Genomic DNA, 18,108 nt, shown 5'->3' with positions numbered 1-18,108 from the left:
GGGGAATGAGTCCTGCGGAGCGGGCACGATGGATCGAGCGCGAGGACAAGATGCCGCTGACGATGCAATGCGAGCTGGCCGGCGTGCCGCGTTCGACGGTGTACCGACGGCTGGAAGCGGCGGCCCGCCAGGAATGCATCGAGGAGGAAGACGGCCAGCTGCGCGCCCTGATCGACGAGGAGTACACCAATCGGCCATTCTACGGCAGCCGGCGCATGGTGGTGTTCCTGAAGGGGCGAGGGCACTGCGTTAATCGTAAGCGGGTGCAGCGTCTGATGCGGGAAATGAGTCTGGCGGGCATGGCGCCGGGGCCGGCGACGAGCAAGCCGCATCCGCAGCACAAGGTCTATCCCTATCTGCTGCGCGGCGTGGCGGTCACGCGGCCGAACCAGGTGTGGAGTACGGACCTGACGTATATCCGACTGGCGCGCGGTTTTGCCTACCTGGTGGCGATCATCGACTGGTACTCGCGTCGGGTGCTGGCCTGGCGCATCAGCAACTGCATGGACGCGTCGTTCTGCGTGGACTGCCTGGAGGACGCCCTGCGCCAGCATGGCAAGCCCGAGGTGTTCAACAGCGACCAGGGCTCGCAGTTCACCAGCGACGCCTTCACCGGTGTACTCAAGCGCGAAGGTGTGGCCATCAGCATGGACGGGCGCGGACGGGCACTGGACAACATCTTCGTAGAGCGCTTGTGGCGCAACGTGAAGTACGAGGACGTGTACCTGAAGGGCTACGCCAACATGGCCGAGCTGACAGTCGGTCTGGCGCAGTACTTTGCGTTCTACAACGCCGAGCGTCCACACCAAGCGCTGGGTTACGAGACGCCGGATTATGTCTACCGTGCCGGTGTTGGAGGAGGTGCGCTGATCGTCGACAAGTTCGGCAACGACAAGCGCGAGCAGGAGAAAGGCGGCAGTACGGGGCAGCGCCGGGCAGCTGCTGAAGTGGAAATGGACACAGCTTAAACTAGCCGGCTGAATGTCTTGACTGATGGGGCCACTTTAGCACAGCGAGCTGATCGGCAAGATGCTCACGCTACAGATCCCTCGCCAAGAAGCGATTATCTGCGACGAACTGTTCGCCCGCTTAGCCAAGGTCGGCACGGTGCCGCTAATCGACAAGTACCAGGCCTATCAAATCCTTGACGACCACTGGCACTCCATTGAGATAGATCTTGAAATCCTGCAGACCGAGGGCTTCAGCGCAACACGCGTGGTTGACCCGAACTACGTCGTCAAGAAGAAGGACGGGAAGGACGTGGAGGTGCAGGAAGGCTGGAAAGGCCGCATCCTGCCCTTTGACCTGATGCAGTTGGCACACCATAAGATGGAGTTGGACGCGCTCCGCGAGAAGGAGGGCGAGCTGGCTGACGTGGCCGCTCTGCTGGACGAACTGCTCGACAGCTTCAGCGACGAAGACAAGGCCAAAGACACTTTCAACGAAGCTGGTGACAAGTTCGTCCCAGCAGCCGTGGCCAAGGAAGCCAAGGAGTCGGCGGCTGATGCTGCAGCTACAGCGGCGTTAGGCACTGAGTCTTACGAAGCCAAGATCATCAAAGCAGCCAAACTGCTGGCCCAAGAGAAGTCACTGAAGGCGGCCATAAAGAAAGACGCCGCTGCGCTACACCTAAAAACGAAGGCCACCATCGAAGCGTTAAGCGACGCACAGGTCTACTCCCTGCTCGAAAGCAAGTGGCTCTTACCGCTGGTGAACCAACTGCATCGCTTGCCTGGCCTGGTGACATCCAGCCTCATCGCCAAGCTGAATGCTTTGGTTGAGAAGTACCGGGTCACCTATGCCGACAACGCTCGGGACATCCAGCAAGCCGAGGATGCCCTGGTGACCATGCTGGGAGAACTGGACGGCGGCGAATTTGACCTCCAGGGCGTTAAGGAACTGAAGACGTTGCTGGCAGGGGGCTGAGATGACCGACCAGGCAAAAGACAGCGTGCCAAGGATTCGCTTTAAGGAGTTTGCTGCGGCGTGGGAGCCGAAAGAACTGGGCCAGATATACACTGAACGAAACGAACGCGGCAATGATTCTCTGCCGATTTTGTCAGTCTCCATTCATAGCGGGATCTCGAATGGCGAACTGAGCACCGAGACTCTCGGGAAGAAGGTGCGCCGAAGCGAAGACAAGTCGCTGTACAAGCACGTTTACTCGGGGGATCTGGTGTTGAACATGATGCGTGCTTGGCAGGGAGCCCTTGGTGTGGCAAAAATTGAGGGAATGGTCAGCCCGGCCTATCTTACAGCAACCCCGAACGACACCATCTACCCATTATTCATGGACTGCGGCTTGAGGCGCCCTCAAGTCGTGGCCCAAATGAACAGGTTGTCTTATGGGGTCACCGACTTCAGAAAACGACTGTACTGGGAATCGTTTGTTCGCGTTAAATTCGCTGTCCCTTCTGTTCCAGAGCAACACAGAATCACCTCATATTTCTCGGATCTCAGTTCACTGATCGCCTTACACCGGATTAAGTATGACAAGCTTGTGGCACTAAAAAAGGCAATGCTTCAGCGGATGTTTCCGCGTGCTGGCACTGCGATACCGGAACTTCGCTTCAAGGGATTCTCAGGCAATTGGGTAATTGAGCATTTGGGCCAAATCGGCAGAACGCAGTCAGGGATTGGTTTTCCTGAGGTTGAACAGGGAGGTAAGGTCGGCATTCCATTCTTTAAGATTTCCGACATGAGCCTCGCCGGCAACGAAAATGAAATGGTCGCCGCCAACAACTATGTTAGTGATGAACAGTTGCGACGGAGAAGGTGGGTGCCAATAAGCAATCTACCGGCCGTAGTATTTGCCAAGGTTGGAGCTGCGCTCATGCTAAATCGCAAGAAAATGGTCAGAGCTCCCTTTCTAATCGATAACAATGCAATGGCATACATCTTTGACTCGTCTTGGGATGGAGATTTTGGCAAGACTTTGTTCGATACGATTTATCTTCCAAAGTACGCTCAGGTCGGTGCGCTTCCTTCGTACAATGGGCCCGACATTGAGGACATAGCCGTCCATAGGCCAAAGGACATGCTAGAACAGACGAGGATTGGGGACTATTTCAAGCAGCTGAATGTTCTGATTTCGAAACATGCGACCCAGCTCCAAAAACTCAAGCAGATCGAATCAGCTTGCATGAAAGAAATGTTCGCCTGATCCTTACGCCCGTTACCCATGACTAACTTTGCCAAAGAGTCCGACTTCGAAGCGGCTGTCATTCACGAACTCCGCCAGCGTGGCTGGGGGGAATTGGAGGTCATCAAGTGCTCGAGCGAGGCGGCCCTGCTCGCGAACTGGAAGCAAATCCTCTTTGAGAACAACCGAGGCAAGGACCGGCTGAACGAGGTGCCGCTGACCGACAGCGAGATGCAGCAGGTGATGGAGCAGATTGTCTGCCTGCGCACGCCGCTGAAGCTGAACGGCTTCATCAACGGCAAGACGGTGGCCATCACGCGGGACAACCCGGTCGACACGCTGCACTTCGGCAAAGAGGTGAGCCTGAAGGTCTACGACAGGCACGAGATTGCCGCCGGTCAGAGCCGTTACCAAATCGCTCAGCAGCCGCGCTACGCCCGCGCCTCTGAGCTGCAGCATGACCGGCGGGGTGACCTGCTGCTACTCATCAACGGCATGCCGGTGATCCACATCGAGCTGAAGAAGAGCGGTGTGCCGGTCAGCCAGGCCTACAACCAGATCCAGAAGTACGCACGAGAGGGGGTGTTCACCGGGCTGTTCTCACTGGTCCAGATTTTTGTGGCGATGGAGCCTGGAGAGGCGCTGTACTTTGCCAACCCCGGGCCGGACGGCAAGTTCAACAAGGACTACGCCTTCCATTGGGCCGACTTTAACAACGAGCCCGTCAACGACTGGAAGAGCTTCACCGCCAGTCTCCTGTCCATCCCGATGGCGCACCAGTTGATCGGTTTCTATACCGTGGCCGACGAGGCCGACGGCGTGCTGAAGGTGATGCGCAGCTATCAGTACTACGCCGCGCATGCCATTTCGGACAAGGTGGCCAAGACGGACTGGAAGAACCCGAGCCGCTTGGGCGGCTACATTTGGCATACCACGGGCTCCGGCAAAACCATGACGAGCTTCAAGTCGGCCCAGCTTATCGCCAACTCAAAGGACGCGGACAAAGTGGTGTTCCTGCTGGACCGGGTCGAGCTGGGTACGCAGACGCTGAAGGCCTACCGGGACTTTGCCGGTGATAGCAACCAGGTTCAGGCCACCGAGAACACAGGCGTGCTCGTCAAGACGCTTAAGAGCACCGCCCCAGCGGACACCCTGATCGTTACTTCCATCCAGAAGATGAGTCGGATCACGGATGACGCCGATGGGTTGAAGGCGCACGAGCTGGAGACCATGCGCGGCAAACGCATCGTGTTCATCGTGGACGAGTGCCACCGCTCCACCTTCGGCGACATGCTGGCCGACATCAAAGCGAGCTTTTCAGACGCGGTGTTCTTCGGCTTCAGCGGCACGCCCATCCACAAGGAGAACGTGCAGAAGCAGAACACCACGACGGATGTCTTTGGCGACGAACTTCACCGCTACAGCATTGCCGACGGCATCCGCGACAAGAACGTGCTGGGCTTTGACCCCTATCAGGTTCCGACCTACCGCGACCGTGATCTGAGGCAAGCGGTGGCGTTGGAGAGGGCCAAGGCGACGACCGTTGCTGAGGCGCTGGCGGACCCAGCCAAGAAAAAGGTCTTCAACCGGTACATGAGCGACGTGCCAATGGCAGGCCACCGCAATGCGGCTGGCGAGTACCAGCGAGGCATTGAAGACTACCTACCGAATGCACAGTACGGGCGCAATGAGCACCGCTACGCCGTGCTGACGAACATTGCCGACAACTGGGAGGTGCTTAGCCAGGCAGGGAAGTTCCACGCCATCTTTGCCACCAGCAGCATCACCGAGGCGATCATCTACTACCGCCTTATGAAGGCGCAGTGCGCCGCGCTCAAGATAACCGCGCTGTTTGATCCACACATCAGCGATGATGACACCGGTGGTACCGATCCCGCCTTCAAAGCAGCTGGTCTGGAAGAGATCATCAAGGACTACAACGCCACCTATGGGCAGAAGTTCGACATGGGAAGCCATGCGAACTTCAAGAAAGACCTGGCCGCGCGCCTGGCCCACAAGGCGCCCTACATCCGCATCGAGGCCGAGTCCGAGAAGCGTCTGGATCTGCTGATCGTAGTGAACCAAATGCTGACCGGCTTCGACTCGAAGTGGGTCAACACGTTGTACTGCGACAAACTGCTGGAGTATGAAAACATCATCCAGGCGTTCTCACGTACGAACCGACTGTTCGGGCCAGACAAACCGTTCGGCACCATCCGCTATTACCGCAGCCCGCACACGATGAAGCGAAACGTGGAGGCCGCGGTGAGGCTCTACTCAGGTGACAAGCCTATCGGTCTCTTTGCCGACCAACTTCCCCGGAACCTGGAGCGCTTGAACGACTGCTTCACCGAGATCGGCGCCATCTTCAGCGCGGCGTGCATTACAGATTTCGCCAAATTGCCCGACGACTTGGCGGCGCGGGCAGCTTTCGCCAAACAGTTCAACCAGTTCAGCGCCATTCTGGAAGCCGCGAAGATTCAGGGCTTCACCTGGGACAAGACAGTCTATGAGTTCGATCCTGAGCCCAAGCAGTCGATAGGGGTGACGATCACTCAGCAGCAGTACCTCACACTGCTGCAGCGCTACAAAGAACTGGGAGCAGGCGGTGGTGGTGCCGGTGAAAGCATCCCATTTGACATTAACAGCCACATCACCGAGATCGACACCGGCAAGATTGACGCCGACTACATGAACTCGCGCTTTGCAAAGTACCTCAAAGAGTTGCAGGATGGCGACGGGCCGTCTAAGGAGGCAACTTTAACCGAGCTGCATCGGTCTTTCACGTCGCTTTCGCAGGAGGATCAGAAGTTCGCCGAGATCTTCTTGCATGACATCCAGCGCGGCGACGCGCAAATCGATTCGTCGAGAACCTTTCGTGACTATCTGACGGACTACAAGATGGCGGCCAAGGACAAAGAAGTGGCGGCTATTGTCTCAGCTTTCGGGCTGGATGCTTTGAAGCTGATTGCTTTGATGAGCACTCATCTCACGGAGGCAAATCTCAATGAATATGGTCGATTTGATGATCTTAGGGACACAGTAGATCAGGAAAAGGCTAAGGTTTACTTTGAACGCCTTGAAGGTCATTTACTACCGAATTTCAAGATTAGGATCAGGACTGCTAAGGTTTTGAGTGAGTTCCTCCTACACGGGACCGTGGAAAAAGGTATTGATGCCGGAGAACTCTAACTAGCGTTTAATAAAATGGTCAGTCGTTCACCCGGTGTACGGTTGAGAACAAGGCAAGCACTCGGCCGCGCACAGTTGTGATGTGCCGCAACTGGGATATAAGAATCGGTGAATAAATTTTCCGAACGATGAATGGTAGCCCATCGACCTTGACCTTATATTTCTAGGACTTCGGTGTCTACTAACTGCAAGAACGTCGTCGTGGCTTGCGCACTGGCCCAGCATTTCATCGCGAGCGAATCAGCAGGGTTGACAAAACAGTGTGTTTAAGGGGGTGACGACAATGTCTTTCTGTCACCCCTCTAAGTCAGCTCGTTTCGTCACCCCTTGTGTGAGCGGTTTCTCCGGGCGTCGCTGCATCATTGATGGGTGACAGAGACAATGGGAAGTCAGGGTCAGGTCTGACATTGAGACACGACCTCAACAATACAACCGCTCCGTCGCCAATTAACGGAGCGTACTAAGCCTCAATAGCCAGTGGGCACGCACCGCGCGCCCTCGGCGCGCAGGGCTGTCGCCTTCGGCGACAGCAAAGTGGCGATTCGGAGAGGGCTGGGCGAGTACGCCCAGCCCTTCGAATCCCCCACGCAGGGCCCGCAGGGGCCCTGCTTCTCTCCGCGAGGCAACAAAAAAAGGCCACCCGAGGGGTGGCCTTTTCTTTGTTTCCTGGCGGAGAGAGGGGGATTCGAACCCCCGGTAGGCTATGAACCTACACACGCTTTCCAGGCGTGCGACTTAAACCACTCATCCATCTCTCCTGATGGCGCTCGTGTATCCACGAAGCCGCCTATTATAGCAAGGATTCTCTTCTATACAAGACCCGTCATGCCCGGCCAGCGCCGGCGCCAAGGACGCAGCACGTGGCGAACAGGATTCACCTGCGTCCCAACTTCGTCCTCGCCCACCAGCCCACGCCGCTTCAGATGGCGCAGCGCCACTTGTACCGCGGACTTGGACAGGCCGGTCTTGATGGCGATAGTCTGCAGGCTCGCGGGCACCTAGTCCCGGCCAAGCGTCTCCGTGCTGTGAAGCAGGAACAAGTAAACGATGAACGCGGCAGGACGACGGTCATGGCCGATCAGGTCCGGCATCAGGACCTCGAACACATAGGCATCAAGCGTGGACTGGCGGGTAGTCATGATTACTATAATCGTTAAAATTACATAGACAACCCAGTCTGCCACGATAATGCCCGTCATGACAACCACGCCAGAACGCCCATGATCACCCAACTGAAATTCGTCAGCATCCCCGTCTCCGACCAGGACCGCGCCCTCGCCTTCTACACCGAACAGCTCGGCTTCGACATCGCAACCGACCAGCCCATGGGCCCAGGCAAGCGCTGGATCGAGCTGCGCATCGCCAGCTCGGGCACGCGGGTCGTTCTGTTCACGATGGATGGCCAGGAAGACCGCATCGGTACCTTCTTCAACGGTGCCTTCGCCTGCGATAACGTCGAAGCGACCTATCGCCAGCTAAGCCAGCGCGGCGTCGAGTTCATCGAACCGCCGACCGCGCAGCCGTGGGGCACCTTCGCGAAGTTCCGGGATCCGGATAGAAATACGTTTGTGCTGTCATCGTCATGACGGATCACACGCGCTTGCCTGCAAGCCTGGTTTGAACGCGCCGGCGAGAGACTCGCCCACCCCACCCGCATAGATATGCCGCCATCGTGCGGCATTGTCGTTTTTGGCGCGCATTTTCGCGGTTTTGCGCAAGCGGCGCCGGCGGGCCGATGTTATCGTTGCGCGGATATAACTTCTCTGAATCTATACGCCGTGAAACGCAAAGCCCTCTACTCCATCGTTTTCGCCATCGCCGCGGTTGGCGCTGCCGCCGGTAGCTGGATCGTCAGCCTCCAATCGCCATCCGCACCCGCCGCTAGCGCACCGGCCAGCCCGGCGCTGGATGTCAGCACCATGTCGGCCGACATGCGGACCCTGCTCGCGTCCTACCGCAAGATCATCGTGCTGACGCAGGATGAAGCGACCTTGCCGGCCGACGAACGCGCCCAAGCCAACCGTGTGGGCCAGCAGCTGTTCCACGAGAACCAGGAGCGCATCGGCAAGATCGACGCGGCACTGACCCAGCTGGTCTCCTCGCCCAGCCCTGCCCGTTTCGATGCGCTCGGCACCCTGCTCGACTACATCGAATCGGGCGAAGGCCTGTATGACGCGGACCGCCTGGCCTTCCGCGAGCTGATGCAGTCATTGCTGGCCCAGGTGGCAAAGGATTCGTCGCTTCCGGCAATCAAGCTGCACAAGCGCATCTCGGAAGACCTCGACGCGCTGGCCGAGATCGAGCGCAACTACGAGAAGGAGATCCGCGCAGTGTTCGGGCGCTTTGAATCTCGCTCGATCATCCTCAAGCGCGAGAAATGGGACAGCTACGTCGCCTACCTGAAAACGCTCTACCAGCGCGAGCGCATCCTGAAGGAATATGGGGTCGTCATGCCCTACCCGGCCAAGCCGGAGCCGCAGGGGCCGTCCCTGCCTTCGCCGCCGGGCAAGGAAGAGGAAGAGATCTTTGGCAAGACGCTACCGAAGAAGACCGTCGTTCTCACCTTCGACGACGGCCCGCACCGCCGCTACAGCGACGAGATCGCCGCCATCCTCAAGCAATACAACGCCCCCGCGATCTTCTTCAGCGTGGGCCGCAACATCGGGTCGATCGATGCGCAGGGCAAGGCCAAGCTGGGTGGCGGTGCGGACGTAATGCGCAGGCTCAAGCAGTCTGGCTACACCCTCGCGAACCACAGCTTTTCGCACGCCCAATTGTCCAAACAGTCGGGCGACAACCTGAAGGCGGAAATCCTGAGTACGGACACCCTGCTCAAGGCGGTCGATCCGCAGCGCTCTTCGCTGTTCCGTTTCCCGTATGGCGCGCGCAACCGCGAAGGCATGCAGGCGCTGGAAAATGCGCAGCTCAAATCGATGATGTGGAATATCGATTCGCTCGACTGGGCCGATCCGGTGCCCTCGTCCATCGCCGACCGCGTGCTGCGCACCGTCGACAAGGAAGGCCGCGGCATCATCCTGTTCCACGACATCCATGAGCGCACCGTCAAGGCCCTGCCGGCCATCCTTGATCGCCTGATCGCCGAGGGTTACCAGTTCGCGGGCTGGGAAGACGGGAACTTCAAGGTATCCGGCGCCTCCTCCCCTGCGCCGGTGCAGCGCTCGGCCGCGGCCGGCTATGCCAATTCGTGGGCGATCGTGGTCGGCATCGACAAGTACCAGAAATGGCCGCAGCTCCAGTACGCGGTGCGCGACGCGGAAGGCGTGGGCCAGATGCTGGTGCAGAAGTTCGGCTTTGCGCCACAGCGCGTGATCACGCTCAAGAATGAACAGGCAACGCGGACCGGCATCCTGGCCGCCTTCCACGACAAGCTCGCCCACGGCAACCTGCAGCCGAACGACCGCATCTTCGTGTTCTTCGCCGGCCATGGCGCCACGCGCAAGCTCAGTTCCGGGCGCGACCTCGGCTACATCGTCCCGGTCGACGCCGATCCGAACAACCTGGCGACCGACGCGATTCCGATGACCGAAATCCAGAACATCGCGGAAAGCCTGCCCGCCAAGCACGCGCTGTTCGTGATGGACGCCTGCTACAGCGGCCTGGGCCTGACGCGCGGGGCGGCGAATGCGTCCTTCCTGCGCGATAACGCGAAGCGGCTGGGGCGCCAGATGCTCACGGCCGGCGGCGCCGACCAGCTGGTGTCGGATGGCGGGCCGAATGGGCATTCGGTGTTCACCTGGACGCTGCTGCAGGGGCTGGGCGGCAAGGCGGATTTGAACGGCGACAGCATGATTACCGGCACCGAGCTGGCAGCCTACGTGGCGCCGGCGGTGTCGAGCGTGTCGCAGCAGACGCCGGCGTTTGGGAGTTTGCCGGGGTCCGAGGGTGGCGAGTTCGTGTTTGAACTGCCGGAAGAGAGCGAGTTCCTCAATACCGGGACGGCGCAGCTGTCGAACGATGCGATTGCGCTCAATACCAAGCTCGATGCGCAGGCATCGGCGCCTTCCACGACCGTGGTGGTGAAGGATTTGCAGGGCGGTGAGACCAAGATCACGGCGCCGGCGGCGGTGCCGGTATCGGCCCGCCAGCAGGCGCAGCGGGCCAATGACCAGGGCCTGCTGCTGTACAAGGAGAAGCAGTATGCGGCGGCGGAGGCGCAGTTTACCGAGGCGCTGAAGCTGCGGCCGAACTTCGCGCTGGCGGCGAATAACCTGGGGTTTGTGTTTTACAAGCAGGACAAGTTCAGCGAGGCGGCGCGCTGGTTCGAGAATGCGGTGAAGATGGATCCGTCGCGGGCGATTGCGTATATGAACCTGGGCGATGCGTACTCTCGGGCGGGGGAGAACGGGAAGGCGAAGGGGGCGTACAAGACTTACCTGGAGCTGGCGCCGGGGGGGACGCAGGCGGGGTATGCGAGGCAGCAGATGGAGAAGTTATAAGCAATGGCCCTGACATTACGTGGATTCGTTAGTACCTCTACCCTTTGAGTCGTCATGCGCGCCACTGGCGCCCATGACTCCCGGCGCAGGCCGGGATCCAAGTCCGTCGCGCAGAGGTAGCGCGCGAGTTCACCGTTGGCGACTGCGGAAAAAACTTGGGTTCCGGCCTGCGCCGGAACGACGTGCGTGTTATGTGGTTGAATGAAGAGCTGTTGGTTCGCTACTCGTGCAGCACAACGCAAAATAAAAAACGCCCGCTCCTCTCGCGAGGAAACGGGCGTTTCTCTTGAATCCGACCAGTCTTAAGCAGATTCCTTCAACTGCTCCAGAATCGCCGGATTCTCCAGCGTCGACACATCCTGCGTAATGGTCTCGCCCTTGGCCAGCACACGCAGCAAACGGCGCATGATCTTGCCCGAACGCGTCTTCGGCAGGTTGTCGCCAAACCGGATCTCCTTCGGTTTGGCGATCGGGCCGATTTCCTTGCCCACCCAGTTACGCAATTCCGTCGCCAGCTTCTTGGCATCTTCCCCGCTCGGGCGCGCCTGCTTCAGCACGACGAAGGCGCAGATCGATTCGCCGGTGGTCTCGTCCGGCTTGCCCACCACGGCCGCTTCGGCCACCAGCGGGTGTCCCACCAGGGCCGATTCGATTTCCATCGTGCCCATGCGGTGGCCCGAGACATTGAGCACGTCGTCGATGCGGCCGGTGATGGTGAAGTAGCCGGTGTCCTTGTTGCGGATCGCGCCGTCGCCGGCCAGGTAGTATTTACCACCCAGTTCGTCAGGGAAGTAGCTGGTGCGGAAGCGGTCGGGGTTGTTCCAGATGGTGCGGATCATCGACGGCCATGGACGCTTGACGACCAGGATGCCGCCCTGCCCGTTCGGCACGTCGGCGCCGGATTCGTCGACGATGGCGGTCATGATGCCCGGCAGCGGAAGCGTGCACGAGCCCGGCACCAGCGGCGTCGCCCCCGGCAGCGGGGTGATCATGTGGCCGCCGGTTTCGGTCTGCCAGAAGGTGTCGACGATCGGGCAGCGCTCTTCGCCCACGTTCTTGTAGTACCACATCCAGGCTTCCGGGTTGATCGGCTCGCCCACCGAACCGAGCAGGCGCAGGCTGGAGCGGTCGAAGTTCCGCGGGTGCACTTTCGGGTCGACGTCGGAGGCCTTGATGAGCGAACGGATCGCGGTCGGTGCGGTGTAGAAGATGGACACCTTGTGCTTGGCGATGGTTTCCCAGAAGCGGCCGGCGTGCGGGAAGGTGGGCACGCCTTCGAACACGACCTGGGTGGCCCCGACGGCCAGCGGGCCGTAGGCGATGTAGGTGTGGCCGGTAACCCAGCCGATGTCGGCGGTGCACCAGAACACGTCGTCCGGCTTGATGTCGAAGGTCCACTTCATGGTGAGCGCGGCCCACAGCAGGAAGCCGCCGGTGGCGTGCTGCACGCCTTTCGGCGTGCCGGTGGAGCCCGAGGTATAGAGGATGAACAGCGGGTGCTCGGCGTCGACCCATTCCGGCTCGCATTCGGCGCTCTGACCATCGACCAGCTCGTGCAGCCAGGTGTCGCGGCCTTCCTGGAAGGCGATGTTGCTGCCGGTGCGTTTATAAACGATGACGTCGCGGATGGTGGTGATGCCGCCCAGCGCCAGCGCCTCGTCGACGATGGATTTCAGCGGCAGCGATTTACCGCCACGCAGTTGCTCGTCGGCGGTAATGACGGCCACGGCGCCGGCGTCGATGATGCGTTCGTGCAGCGACTTGGCCGAGAAGCCGCCGAACACCACCGAATGGGTGGCGCCGATGCGGGCGCAGGCCTGCATGGCGGCCACGCCTTCGATCGACATCGACATGTAGATGATGACGCGGTCGCCCTTCTTGATGCCGCGGGACTTGAGGCCGTTGGCAAACTTGCAGACGCGCGCGTGCAGCTCGCGGTAGGTGGCGCGCGTGACGGTGCCGTCGTCCGCTTCGAAGATGATGGCGGTCTTGTCGGCGTTGCCGTTCGTCAGGTTGCGGTCGAGGCTGTTGTACGAGGCGTTCAGCTGGCCGTCGCCGAACCACTTGTAGAACGGCGCATTGGATTCGTCGAGGGTGCTGGTGAAGGGCTTGTGCCAATCGATGTTTTCGCGCGCCAGGCGCGCCCAGAAGCCTTCGTAGTCGCTGGCGGCCTCGGCGCACAGCTTATCATAAGCTTCCATGCCGGAAATCGCGGCCTTGGCGGCGAACGCGGCCGGCGGTGCGAACACGCGGCTTTCCTGCAGGGTGAATTCTTCAGTCTTGGACTCGTTCTCGGCCATTGTCGTCTCCATAATAGTAAGGTTTTTACTGGACACCTTAGGGGCGCTCGCTTACTGAGCCCTTACACCAGGCTTCTCATGAAGTGCCATTCTACCAACCTTGCTGCAAAGCGGCGAAGAACCGGCAAGGGCGCGGCGACGGGTGTAAAATGCTCGGCTGTATTTGTCCCCGCATCCCTGGAGTCAACACCCGATGGCGCAGTCAATCCCCCCGAACGAAGTCAAAAAGCTTACTCCGCTCAACAACCTGATTTTCGCCAGCCGCTGGCTGCAGTTGCCGCTCTACCTCGGCCTGATCCTGGCGCAGTGCGTCTACGTATTCCACTTCTGGGTCGAACTCAAGGACCTGATCGGCGCTGCGATGGGCAACGTCGCGTCGCTCCAGCACATCCTGGACGCCGTCACCGTGCCGGGTGCACCGCGTCCGACCAAGCTGACCGAAACCACCATCATGCTGGTGGTGCTGGGCCTGATCGACGTGGTGATGATCTCGAACCTGCTGATCATGGTGATCGTCGGCGGCTACGAAACCTTTGTCTCGCGCATGCACCTCGAAGGCCACCCGGACCAGCCGGAATGGCTGTCGCACGTGAATGCCTCGGTGCTGAAAACCAAGCTGGCGATGGCGATCATCGGCATTTCGTCGATTCACTTGCTGAAAACCTTCATCAATGCGGCCAACTATCCGAATACGGACACGATGATGTGGCAAACGCTGATTCACTGCGCCTTCCTGGTGTCGGCCATCGCAATCGCCTACACCGACCGCATCGTCATGACCACGCACGCAAAACATTAACTTCCCCTGATCGAGAACTTCCATGGCAACCGTTATCACCCAGAGCGACCTCATCGAATCGGTCGCGGCAGCCCTCCAGTACATCAGCTACTACCATCCGGCTGACTATATCCAGCACCTGGCGCGCGCGTATGAGACCGAGCAAAGCCCGGCCGCAAAAGACGCCATCGCCCAGATCCTGACCAACTCGCGCATGTGCGCGGAAGGCAAGCGCCCGATCTGCCAGGACACCGGCATCGTCAACGTGTTCCTGAAGATCGGCATGGGCGTGCGCTTCGAAGGCTTTACCGGCACCGTCACCGACGCCGTCAACGAAGGCGTGCGCCGCGCGTATGCGTTCGAGGACAACAAGCTGCGCGCCTCGATCGTGGCCGACCCGCACTTCGAGCGCAAGAACACCAAGGACAACACCCCGGCCGTGGTCCACATGGAACTGGTCGAAGGCGAGACCGTCGACGTCAAGGTTGCGGCCAAGGGCGGCGGTTCGGAAAACAAGACCAAGTTCGTCATGCTCAACCCGTCCGACTCGCTGGTGGACTGGGTCATGAAGACCGTGCCGCTGATGGGCGCCGGCTGGTGCCCGCCGGGCATGCTGGGCATCGGCATCGGCGGCACCGCCGAAAAGGCGATGCTGATGGCCAAGGAATCGTTGATGGAAGACATCGACATGTACGAGCTCAAGCTGCGCGGCCCGCAAAACAAAACGGAAGAGCTGCGCATCGAACTGTGCGACAAGATCAATGCGCTGGGCATCGGCGCCCAGGGCCTGGGCGGCCTGACCACCGTGCTGGACGTCAAGATCAACATGTACCCGACCCACGCGGCTTCGAAGCCGGTGGCGATGATCCCGAACTGCGCCGCTACCCGCCACGCCCACTTCGTGCTGGACGGCTCGGGCCCGTCGTACATCGAACCGCCGGCGCTCTCTACCTGGCCGGACGTGCAGTGGATGCCGGACACCGAGAAATCGAAGCGCGTCGACCTGAACACCCTCACGAAGGAAGAAGTCGCTTCGTGGAAGCCGGGCCAGACCCTGCTGCTCAACGGCAAGATGCTGACCGGCCGCGACGCCGCGCACAAGCGCATCCAGGACATGCTGTCCAAGGGTGAGCAACTGCCGGTGGACTTCACCAACCGCGTGATCTACTACGTCGGCCCGGTCGACCCGGTGGGCAGCGAAGTCGTCGGCCCGGCAGGCCCGACCACCGCGACCCGCATGGACAAGTTTACCGACATGATGCTGGAACAGACCGGCCTGATCTCGATGATCGGCAAGGCCGAGCGTGGCCCGGCGGCGATCGAATCGATCCAGAAGCACAAGTCGGCCTACCTGATGGCGGTGGGCGGCTCGGCCTACCTGGTGTCGAAGGCGATCAAGTCGGCCACCGTGGTCGGTTTCGCCGACCTGGGCATGGAAGCGATCTACGAGTTCGACGTGACCGACATGCCGGTGACCGTCGCCGTGGACTCCACCGGCACCTCGGTACACAACACCGGCCCGAAGGAATGGTCGGCCAAGATCGAATCGCTGAAAGGCATTCCGGTCAACGCACTGTGATGATGCGTGGGCGGGGTTAATACCCGCCCATGTTGTCGACCATGACAACTCCCCTCTTCCTCCCTGGCGCCCCGGTCGGTATTTTTGATTCGGGCGTCGGCGGCTTGTCGGTGCTGCGCCATATCCAGGCGCAACTGCCGGACGAACACCTCCTGTATTTCGCCGATACCAGCTTCGCGCCCTATGGCGACAAGCCTGAACACGTGGTCATCGAGCGCGTGCTGGGCGTTGCCGCCTTCCTGGTGGCGCGCGGCGTCAAGGCGCTGGTGGTGGCGTGCAACACGGCCACCGTGGCCGCCGTGCGCGTGCTGCGCGAACGCTATCCCCACATGCCGATTGTCGGCGTCGAACCGGGCCTGAAACCCGGCGCCGCCGCCACCCGCAATGGCACGGTGGGCGTGCTGGCCACCGAGCGCACGCTGGCCGGGGATAAATTCCTGCTGCTGCGCGACCAGATCGTGGAAGCCAGCGGCGCACGCTTCCTGCTGCAGCCCTGCGTGGGCCTGGCCGACCAGATCGAGTTCGGGGAATCTGGTGCGCCGGCGCTGGACGCGATGCTGGAGGGGTATATCGCGCCGCTGCTGGCCCAAGGGGCCGATACCCTGGTGCTCGGGTGCACCCACTACCCGCTGGTGCAGGCGTCGATCGAGCGGGTGATCGAGCGGCATACGTGCGCCAGGGTCGCCCTGATCGACACCGGCGAGGCGGTGGCGCGCCAGCTGGCGCGGCTGCTCGAGGCGGAAGGGCTGCTGCGGATCCCTGGTGGCGAGGCGGCGCGCCTGGACGGGTTCACCACGGCCAGCGCGGCGGCGCTGTCGGCGGCGTTTGCCGGCCTGCTGGGGCAGGATCCGCCTGTGAACGAGGTGGAACCCGGCGCTCACCTCCCCGGCTCATCCGCACCGCACAATTAAATTTGCCAGTTGGTGAAGACCTTTGTATAATCTTGTTCTGTCGCAGCAACAACGCGGCAAATCAGTAAGTCAGTGGTGGCTGTAGCTCAGTTGGTAGAGTCCAGGATTGTGATTCCTGTTGTCGTGGGTTCGAGCCCCATCAGCCACCCCAAAAATTCAAGCATGAGCCCAGTCCTGTGACTGGGCTTTTTGCTTTTCGGGCGTCGCCATCCTGGCATCGCCGTGACTCCCCTCCCCTCGTAATCGCCAGCTGCCGGCCTCTCCCAAAGGCGCTATTCCGTCGCAAATTGGCAACGTTTCCAGAATTATTTTCTGCGCGCTCAATCAGGTTATCCCAGCACTTAAAAACAGCGGCAAAACGTTTTCTCCCATAGCGCCTTCTTGTGGGCGCCGCCCCTACCAAAGGACGGGCTAAGGGCCGCATTTCAGTCTAGTTAAGCGTTTTCCTAAATCTGTTGACTTTGCTTCATCTTCTGTCTAGGATTTGCTCAACCACAAAAAATATTCAGGAGACGATGCATCATGCGCCACTCCCTGCCCCAGGTTTCTGCCCTACGCACCCTCGGCGCGCTGGCCCTCGGCCTCGCGTTCGCCAGCGCCGCCAGCGCCGCGACCGACGAATCCACCGCCAAACTGATCAGCCGCAGCATGAACGCTGCTTCCACCCAGTACAGCGGCATGCTGGCCAGGGTCCAGCCGAAACCCGGCTTCCCGCGCACAGTGGAAAACGGCGACGTGAAGCAAGTGGAGGTGAAGGACTGGACCTCCGGTTTCTTCCCCGGCTCGCTGTGGTACCTGTATGAAGCCACCGGCAACAAGACATGGCGCGCCGCCGCCGCCGACTACACCGCGCGCATGGCGCCGGCCAAGTTCGACAAGTCGCACCACGACCTCGGCTTCATGCTGGGAGCAAGCTACGGCAACGGCTACCGCCTGACCAGGGACCCGGCCTACCGCGACGCCCTGCTGGCCGGCGCCACCACCCTGGTCACCCGCTTCAACCCGAAGGTCGGCAGCATCCAGTCCTGGGAGCTGTGGAAGAACAGCAGCTGGGCCTTCCCGGTCATCATCGACAACATGATGAACCTGGAGCTGCTCACCTGGTCGTCGCGCGCGTCGAACGAACCGCGCTATCGCGAGGTCGCCATCCTGCACGCGGACACGACGCTCAAGCACCACTTCAGGCCCGATAACTCGAGCTACCACCTGGTCGATTACGACCCGCAGACCGGCGCGGTGCGCGCCAAGGTGACGGTGCAGGGCAATGCCAACGAATCGGCGTGGGCGCGCGGCCAGGCCTGGGGCCTGTACGGCTACACGATGATGTACCGCGAGACCAGGAAGCTTGAATACCTGCAGCAGGCGCACAAGATTGCCGCCTTCTTCATGGACCACCCGCGCCTGCCCGCCGACAAGGTGCCTTACTGGGACTTCGACGACGCCGCCATTCCCGCGGCGCCGCGCGACAGTTCGGCCGCGGCCATCACGGCGTCGGCCCTGCTGGAACTGGCCGGATTTTCCGACAAGGCCGCGGCGCAGCGCTACCGCGCCTTTGCCGAAGCCCAGCTGCGCAGCCTGGCCTCCCCGGCCTATCTGGCGGCGCCGGGCGAAAACGGTGGCTTCCTGCTGATGCACGCCACCGGCCACAAGCCGGCCGGCAAGGAGATCGATGTGCCGCTGAATTACGCCGATTACTACTTCCTGGAAGCGCTGCTGCGCCTGAAGGCGACGCTGCCGAAACACTGACGG

At 60.7% G+C, this 18,108-nt stretch carries 12 protein-coding genes and 2 tRNA genes; 11 read left to right on the top strand and 3 right to left on the bottom strand.

The genetic code is table 11. The features are described 5' to 3' along the window. The 4 genes from BM031_RS04745 to BM031_RS04730 all read left to right on the top strand — a co-directional run. Positions 1-968 (top strand): IS3 family transposase (locus BM031_RS04745; protein ID WP_229408566.1); only part of this gene is annotated, 968 nt, incomplete at its 5' end. Between the two features lie 61 nt (positions 969-1,029). Then, the gene (locus BM031_RS04740; protein ID WP_091871786.1) at positions 1,030-1,926 is read left to right on the top strand and encodes a hypothetical protein; all 897 of its coding nucleotides are present in this window, start codon (positions 1,030-1,032) and stop codon (positions 1,924-1,926) included. 1 nt (position 1,927) lies between these two features. Next, positions 1,928-3,163, top strand: a complete 1,236-nt coding sequence (locus tag BM031_RS25745) for a restriction endonuclease subunit S domain-containing protein (protein WP_218147563.1) — start codon at positions 1,928-1,930, stop codon at positions 3,161-3,163. Between the two features lie 18 nt (positions 3,164-3,181). Next, positions 3,182-6,334 carry a type I restriction endonuclease subunit R gene (locus tag BM031_RS04730; RefSeq protein WP_091871784.1) on the top strand — a complete coding sequence of 1,051 codons (3,153 nt, stop codon included), beginning with the start codon at positions 3,182-3,184 and terminating at the stop codon, positions 6,332-6,334. A gap of 667 nt (positions 6,335-7,001) precedes the next feature. Here BM031_RS04730 and BM031_RS04725 read toward each other — a convergent pair. Further along, positions 7,002-7,092, bottom strand: a tRNA-Ser gene (locus BM031_RS04725). 240 nt (positions 7,093-7,332) lie between these two features. Beyond that, positions 7,333-7,533, bottom strand: a complete 201-nt coding sequence (locus BM031_RS25445) for a hypothetical protein (protein ID WP_091871783.1) — start codon at positions 7,531-7,533, stop codon at positions 7,333-7,335. A gap of 21 nt (positions 7,534-7,554) precedes the next feature. On the opposite strand from BM031_RS25445, the gene BM031_RS04715 reads away from it, so the two are divergent. Further along, positions 7,555-7,920 carry a VOC family protein gene (locus tag BM031_RS04715; RefSeq protein WP_091871782.1) on the top strand — a complete coding sequence of 122 codons (366 nt, stop codon included), beginning with the start codon at positions 7,555-7,557 and terminating at the stop codon, positions 7,918-7,920. A 192-nt stretch (positions 7,921-8,112) separates the two neighbouring features. Continuing rightward, positions 8,113-10,791, top strand: coding sequence for a polysaccharide deacetylase family protein (locus BM031_RS04710; protein WP_229408564.1), 2,679 nt, complete (start codon positions 8,113-8,115; stop codon positions 10,789-10,791). 302 nt (positions 10,792-11,093) lie between these two features. Here BM031_RS04710 and acs read toward each other — a convergent pair whose 3' ends face one another. Further along, complete coding sequence (gene acs, locus BM031_RS04705; RefSeq protein WP_091871779.1) at positions 11,094-13,091, bottom strand: acetate--CoA ligase; 1,998 nt, start codon at positions 13,089-13,091, stop codon at positions 11,094-11,096. A gap of 193 nt (positions 13,092-13,284) precedes the next feature. On the opposite strand from acs, the gene BM031_RS04700 reads away from it, so the two are divergent. The 5 genes from BM031_RS04700 to BM031_RS04680 all read left to right on the top strand — a co-directional run bounded on the left by BM031_RS04700 (position 13,285) and on the right by BM031_RS04680 (position 18,105). Then, positions 13,285-13,890, top strand: coding sequence for a TIGR00645 family protein (locus tag BM031_RS04700; RefSeq protein ID WP_091871778.1), 606 nt, complete (start codon positions 13,285-13,287; stop codon positions 13,888-13,890). A 22-nt stretch (positions 13,891-13,912) separates the two neighbouring features. Continuing rightward, a complete protein-coding gene (locus BM031_RS04695) occupies positions 13,913-15,448 on the top strand; it encodes a fumarate hydratase (RefSeq protein ID WP_091871776.1) in 1,536 nt (511 codons plus the stop codon). A gap of 41 nt (positions 15,449-15,489) precedes the next feature. Further along, entirely contained in the window at positions 15,490-16,359 is an 870-nt protein-coding gene (gene murI, locus BM031_RS04690; RefSeq protein WP_091871814.1) for a glutamate racemase, read from the top strand. A gap of 75 nt (positions 16,360-16,434) precedes the next feature. Next, positions 16,435-16,510, top strand: a tRNA-His gene (locus BM031_RS04685). Positions 16,511-16,881: 371 nt separating this feature from the next. Continuing rightward, positions 16,882-18,105, top strand: coding sequence for a glycoside hydrolase family 88 protein (locus BM031_RS04680; protein WP_091871775.1), 1,224 nt, complete (start codon positions 16,882-16,884; stop codon positions 18,103-18,105). Positions 18,106-18,108 lie beyond the last annotated feature (3 nt).

The organism is Massilia yuzhufengensis, from assembly GCF_900112225.1.
In the GTDB taxonomy this organism is placed as follows: Bacteria; Pseudomonadota; Gammaproteobacteria; order Burkholderiales; family Burkholderiaceae_D; genus Telluria; species Telluria yuzhufengensis.
Note: the sequence above shows the minus strand (reverse complement) of the source record. Positions and strands in the feature narration are given on the sequence as shown.

Bases quoted from the DNA above. Each gene is read 5' to 3' on its own strand.
- BM031_RS25445 (WP_091871783.1), bottom strand. From the start codon at position 7,533: ATGACGGGCATTATCGTGGCAGACTGGGTTGTCTATGTAATTTTAACG.
- BM031_RS04715 (WP_091871782.1), top strand. From the start codon at position 7,555: ATGATCACCCAACTGAAATTCGTCAGCATCCCCGTCTCCGACCAGGAC.
- BM031_RS25745 (WP_218147563.1), top strand. From the start codon at position 1,928: ATGACCGACCAGGCAAAAGACAGCGTGCCAAGGATTCGCTTTAAGGAG.
- BM031_RS04740 (WP_091871786.1), top strand. From the start codon at position 1,030: ATGCTCACGCTACAGATCCCTCGCCAAGAAGCGATTATCTGCGACGAA.
- BM031_RS04680 (WP_091871775.1), top strand. From the start codon at position 16,882: ATGCGCCACTCCCTGCCCCAGGTTTCTGCCCTACGCACCCTCGGCGCG.
- BM031_RS04730 (WP_091871784.1), top strand. From the start codon at position 3,182: ATGACTAACTTTGCCAAAGAGTCCGACTTCGAAGCGGCTGTCATTCAC.
- murI (WP_091871814.1), top strand. From the start codon at position 15,490: ATGACAACTCCCCTCTTCCTCCCTGGCGCCCCGGTCGGTATTTTTGAT.
- BM031_RS04700 (WP_091871778.1), top strand. From the start codon at position 13,285: ATGGCGCAGTCAATCCCCCCGAACGAAGTCAAAAAGCTTACTCCGCTC.
- acs (WP_091871779.1), bottom strand. From the start codon at position 13,091: ATGGCCGAGAACGAGTCCAAGACTGAAGAATTCACCCTGCAGGAAAGC.
- BM031_RS04695 (WP_091871776.1), top strand. From the start codon at position 13,913: ATGGCAACCGTTATCACCCAGAGCGACCTCATCGAATCGGTCGCGGCA.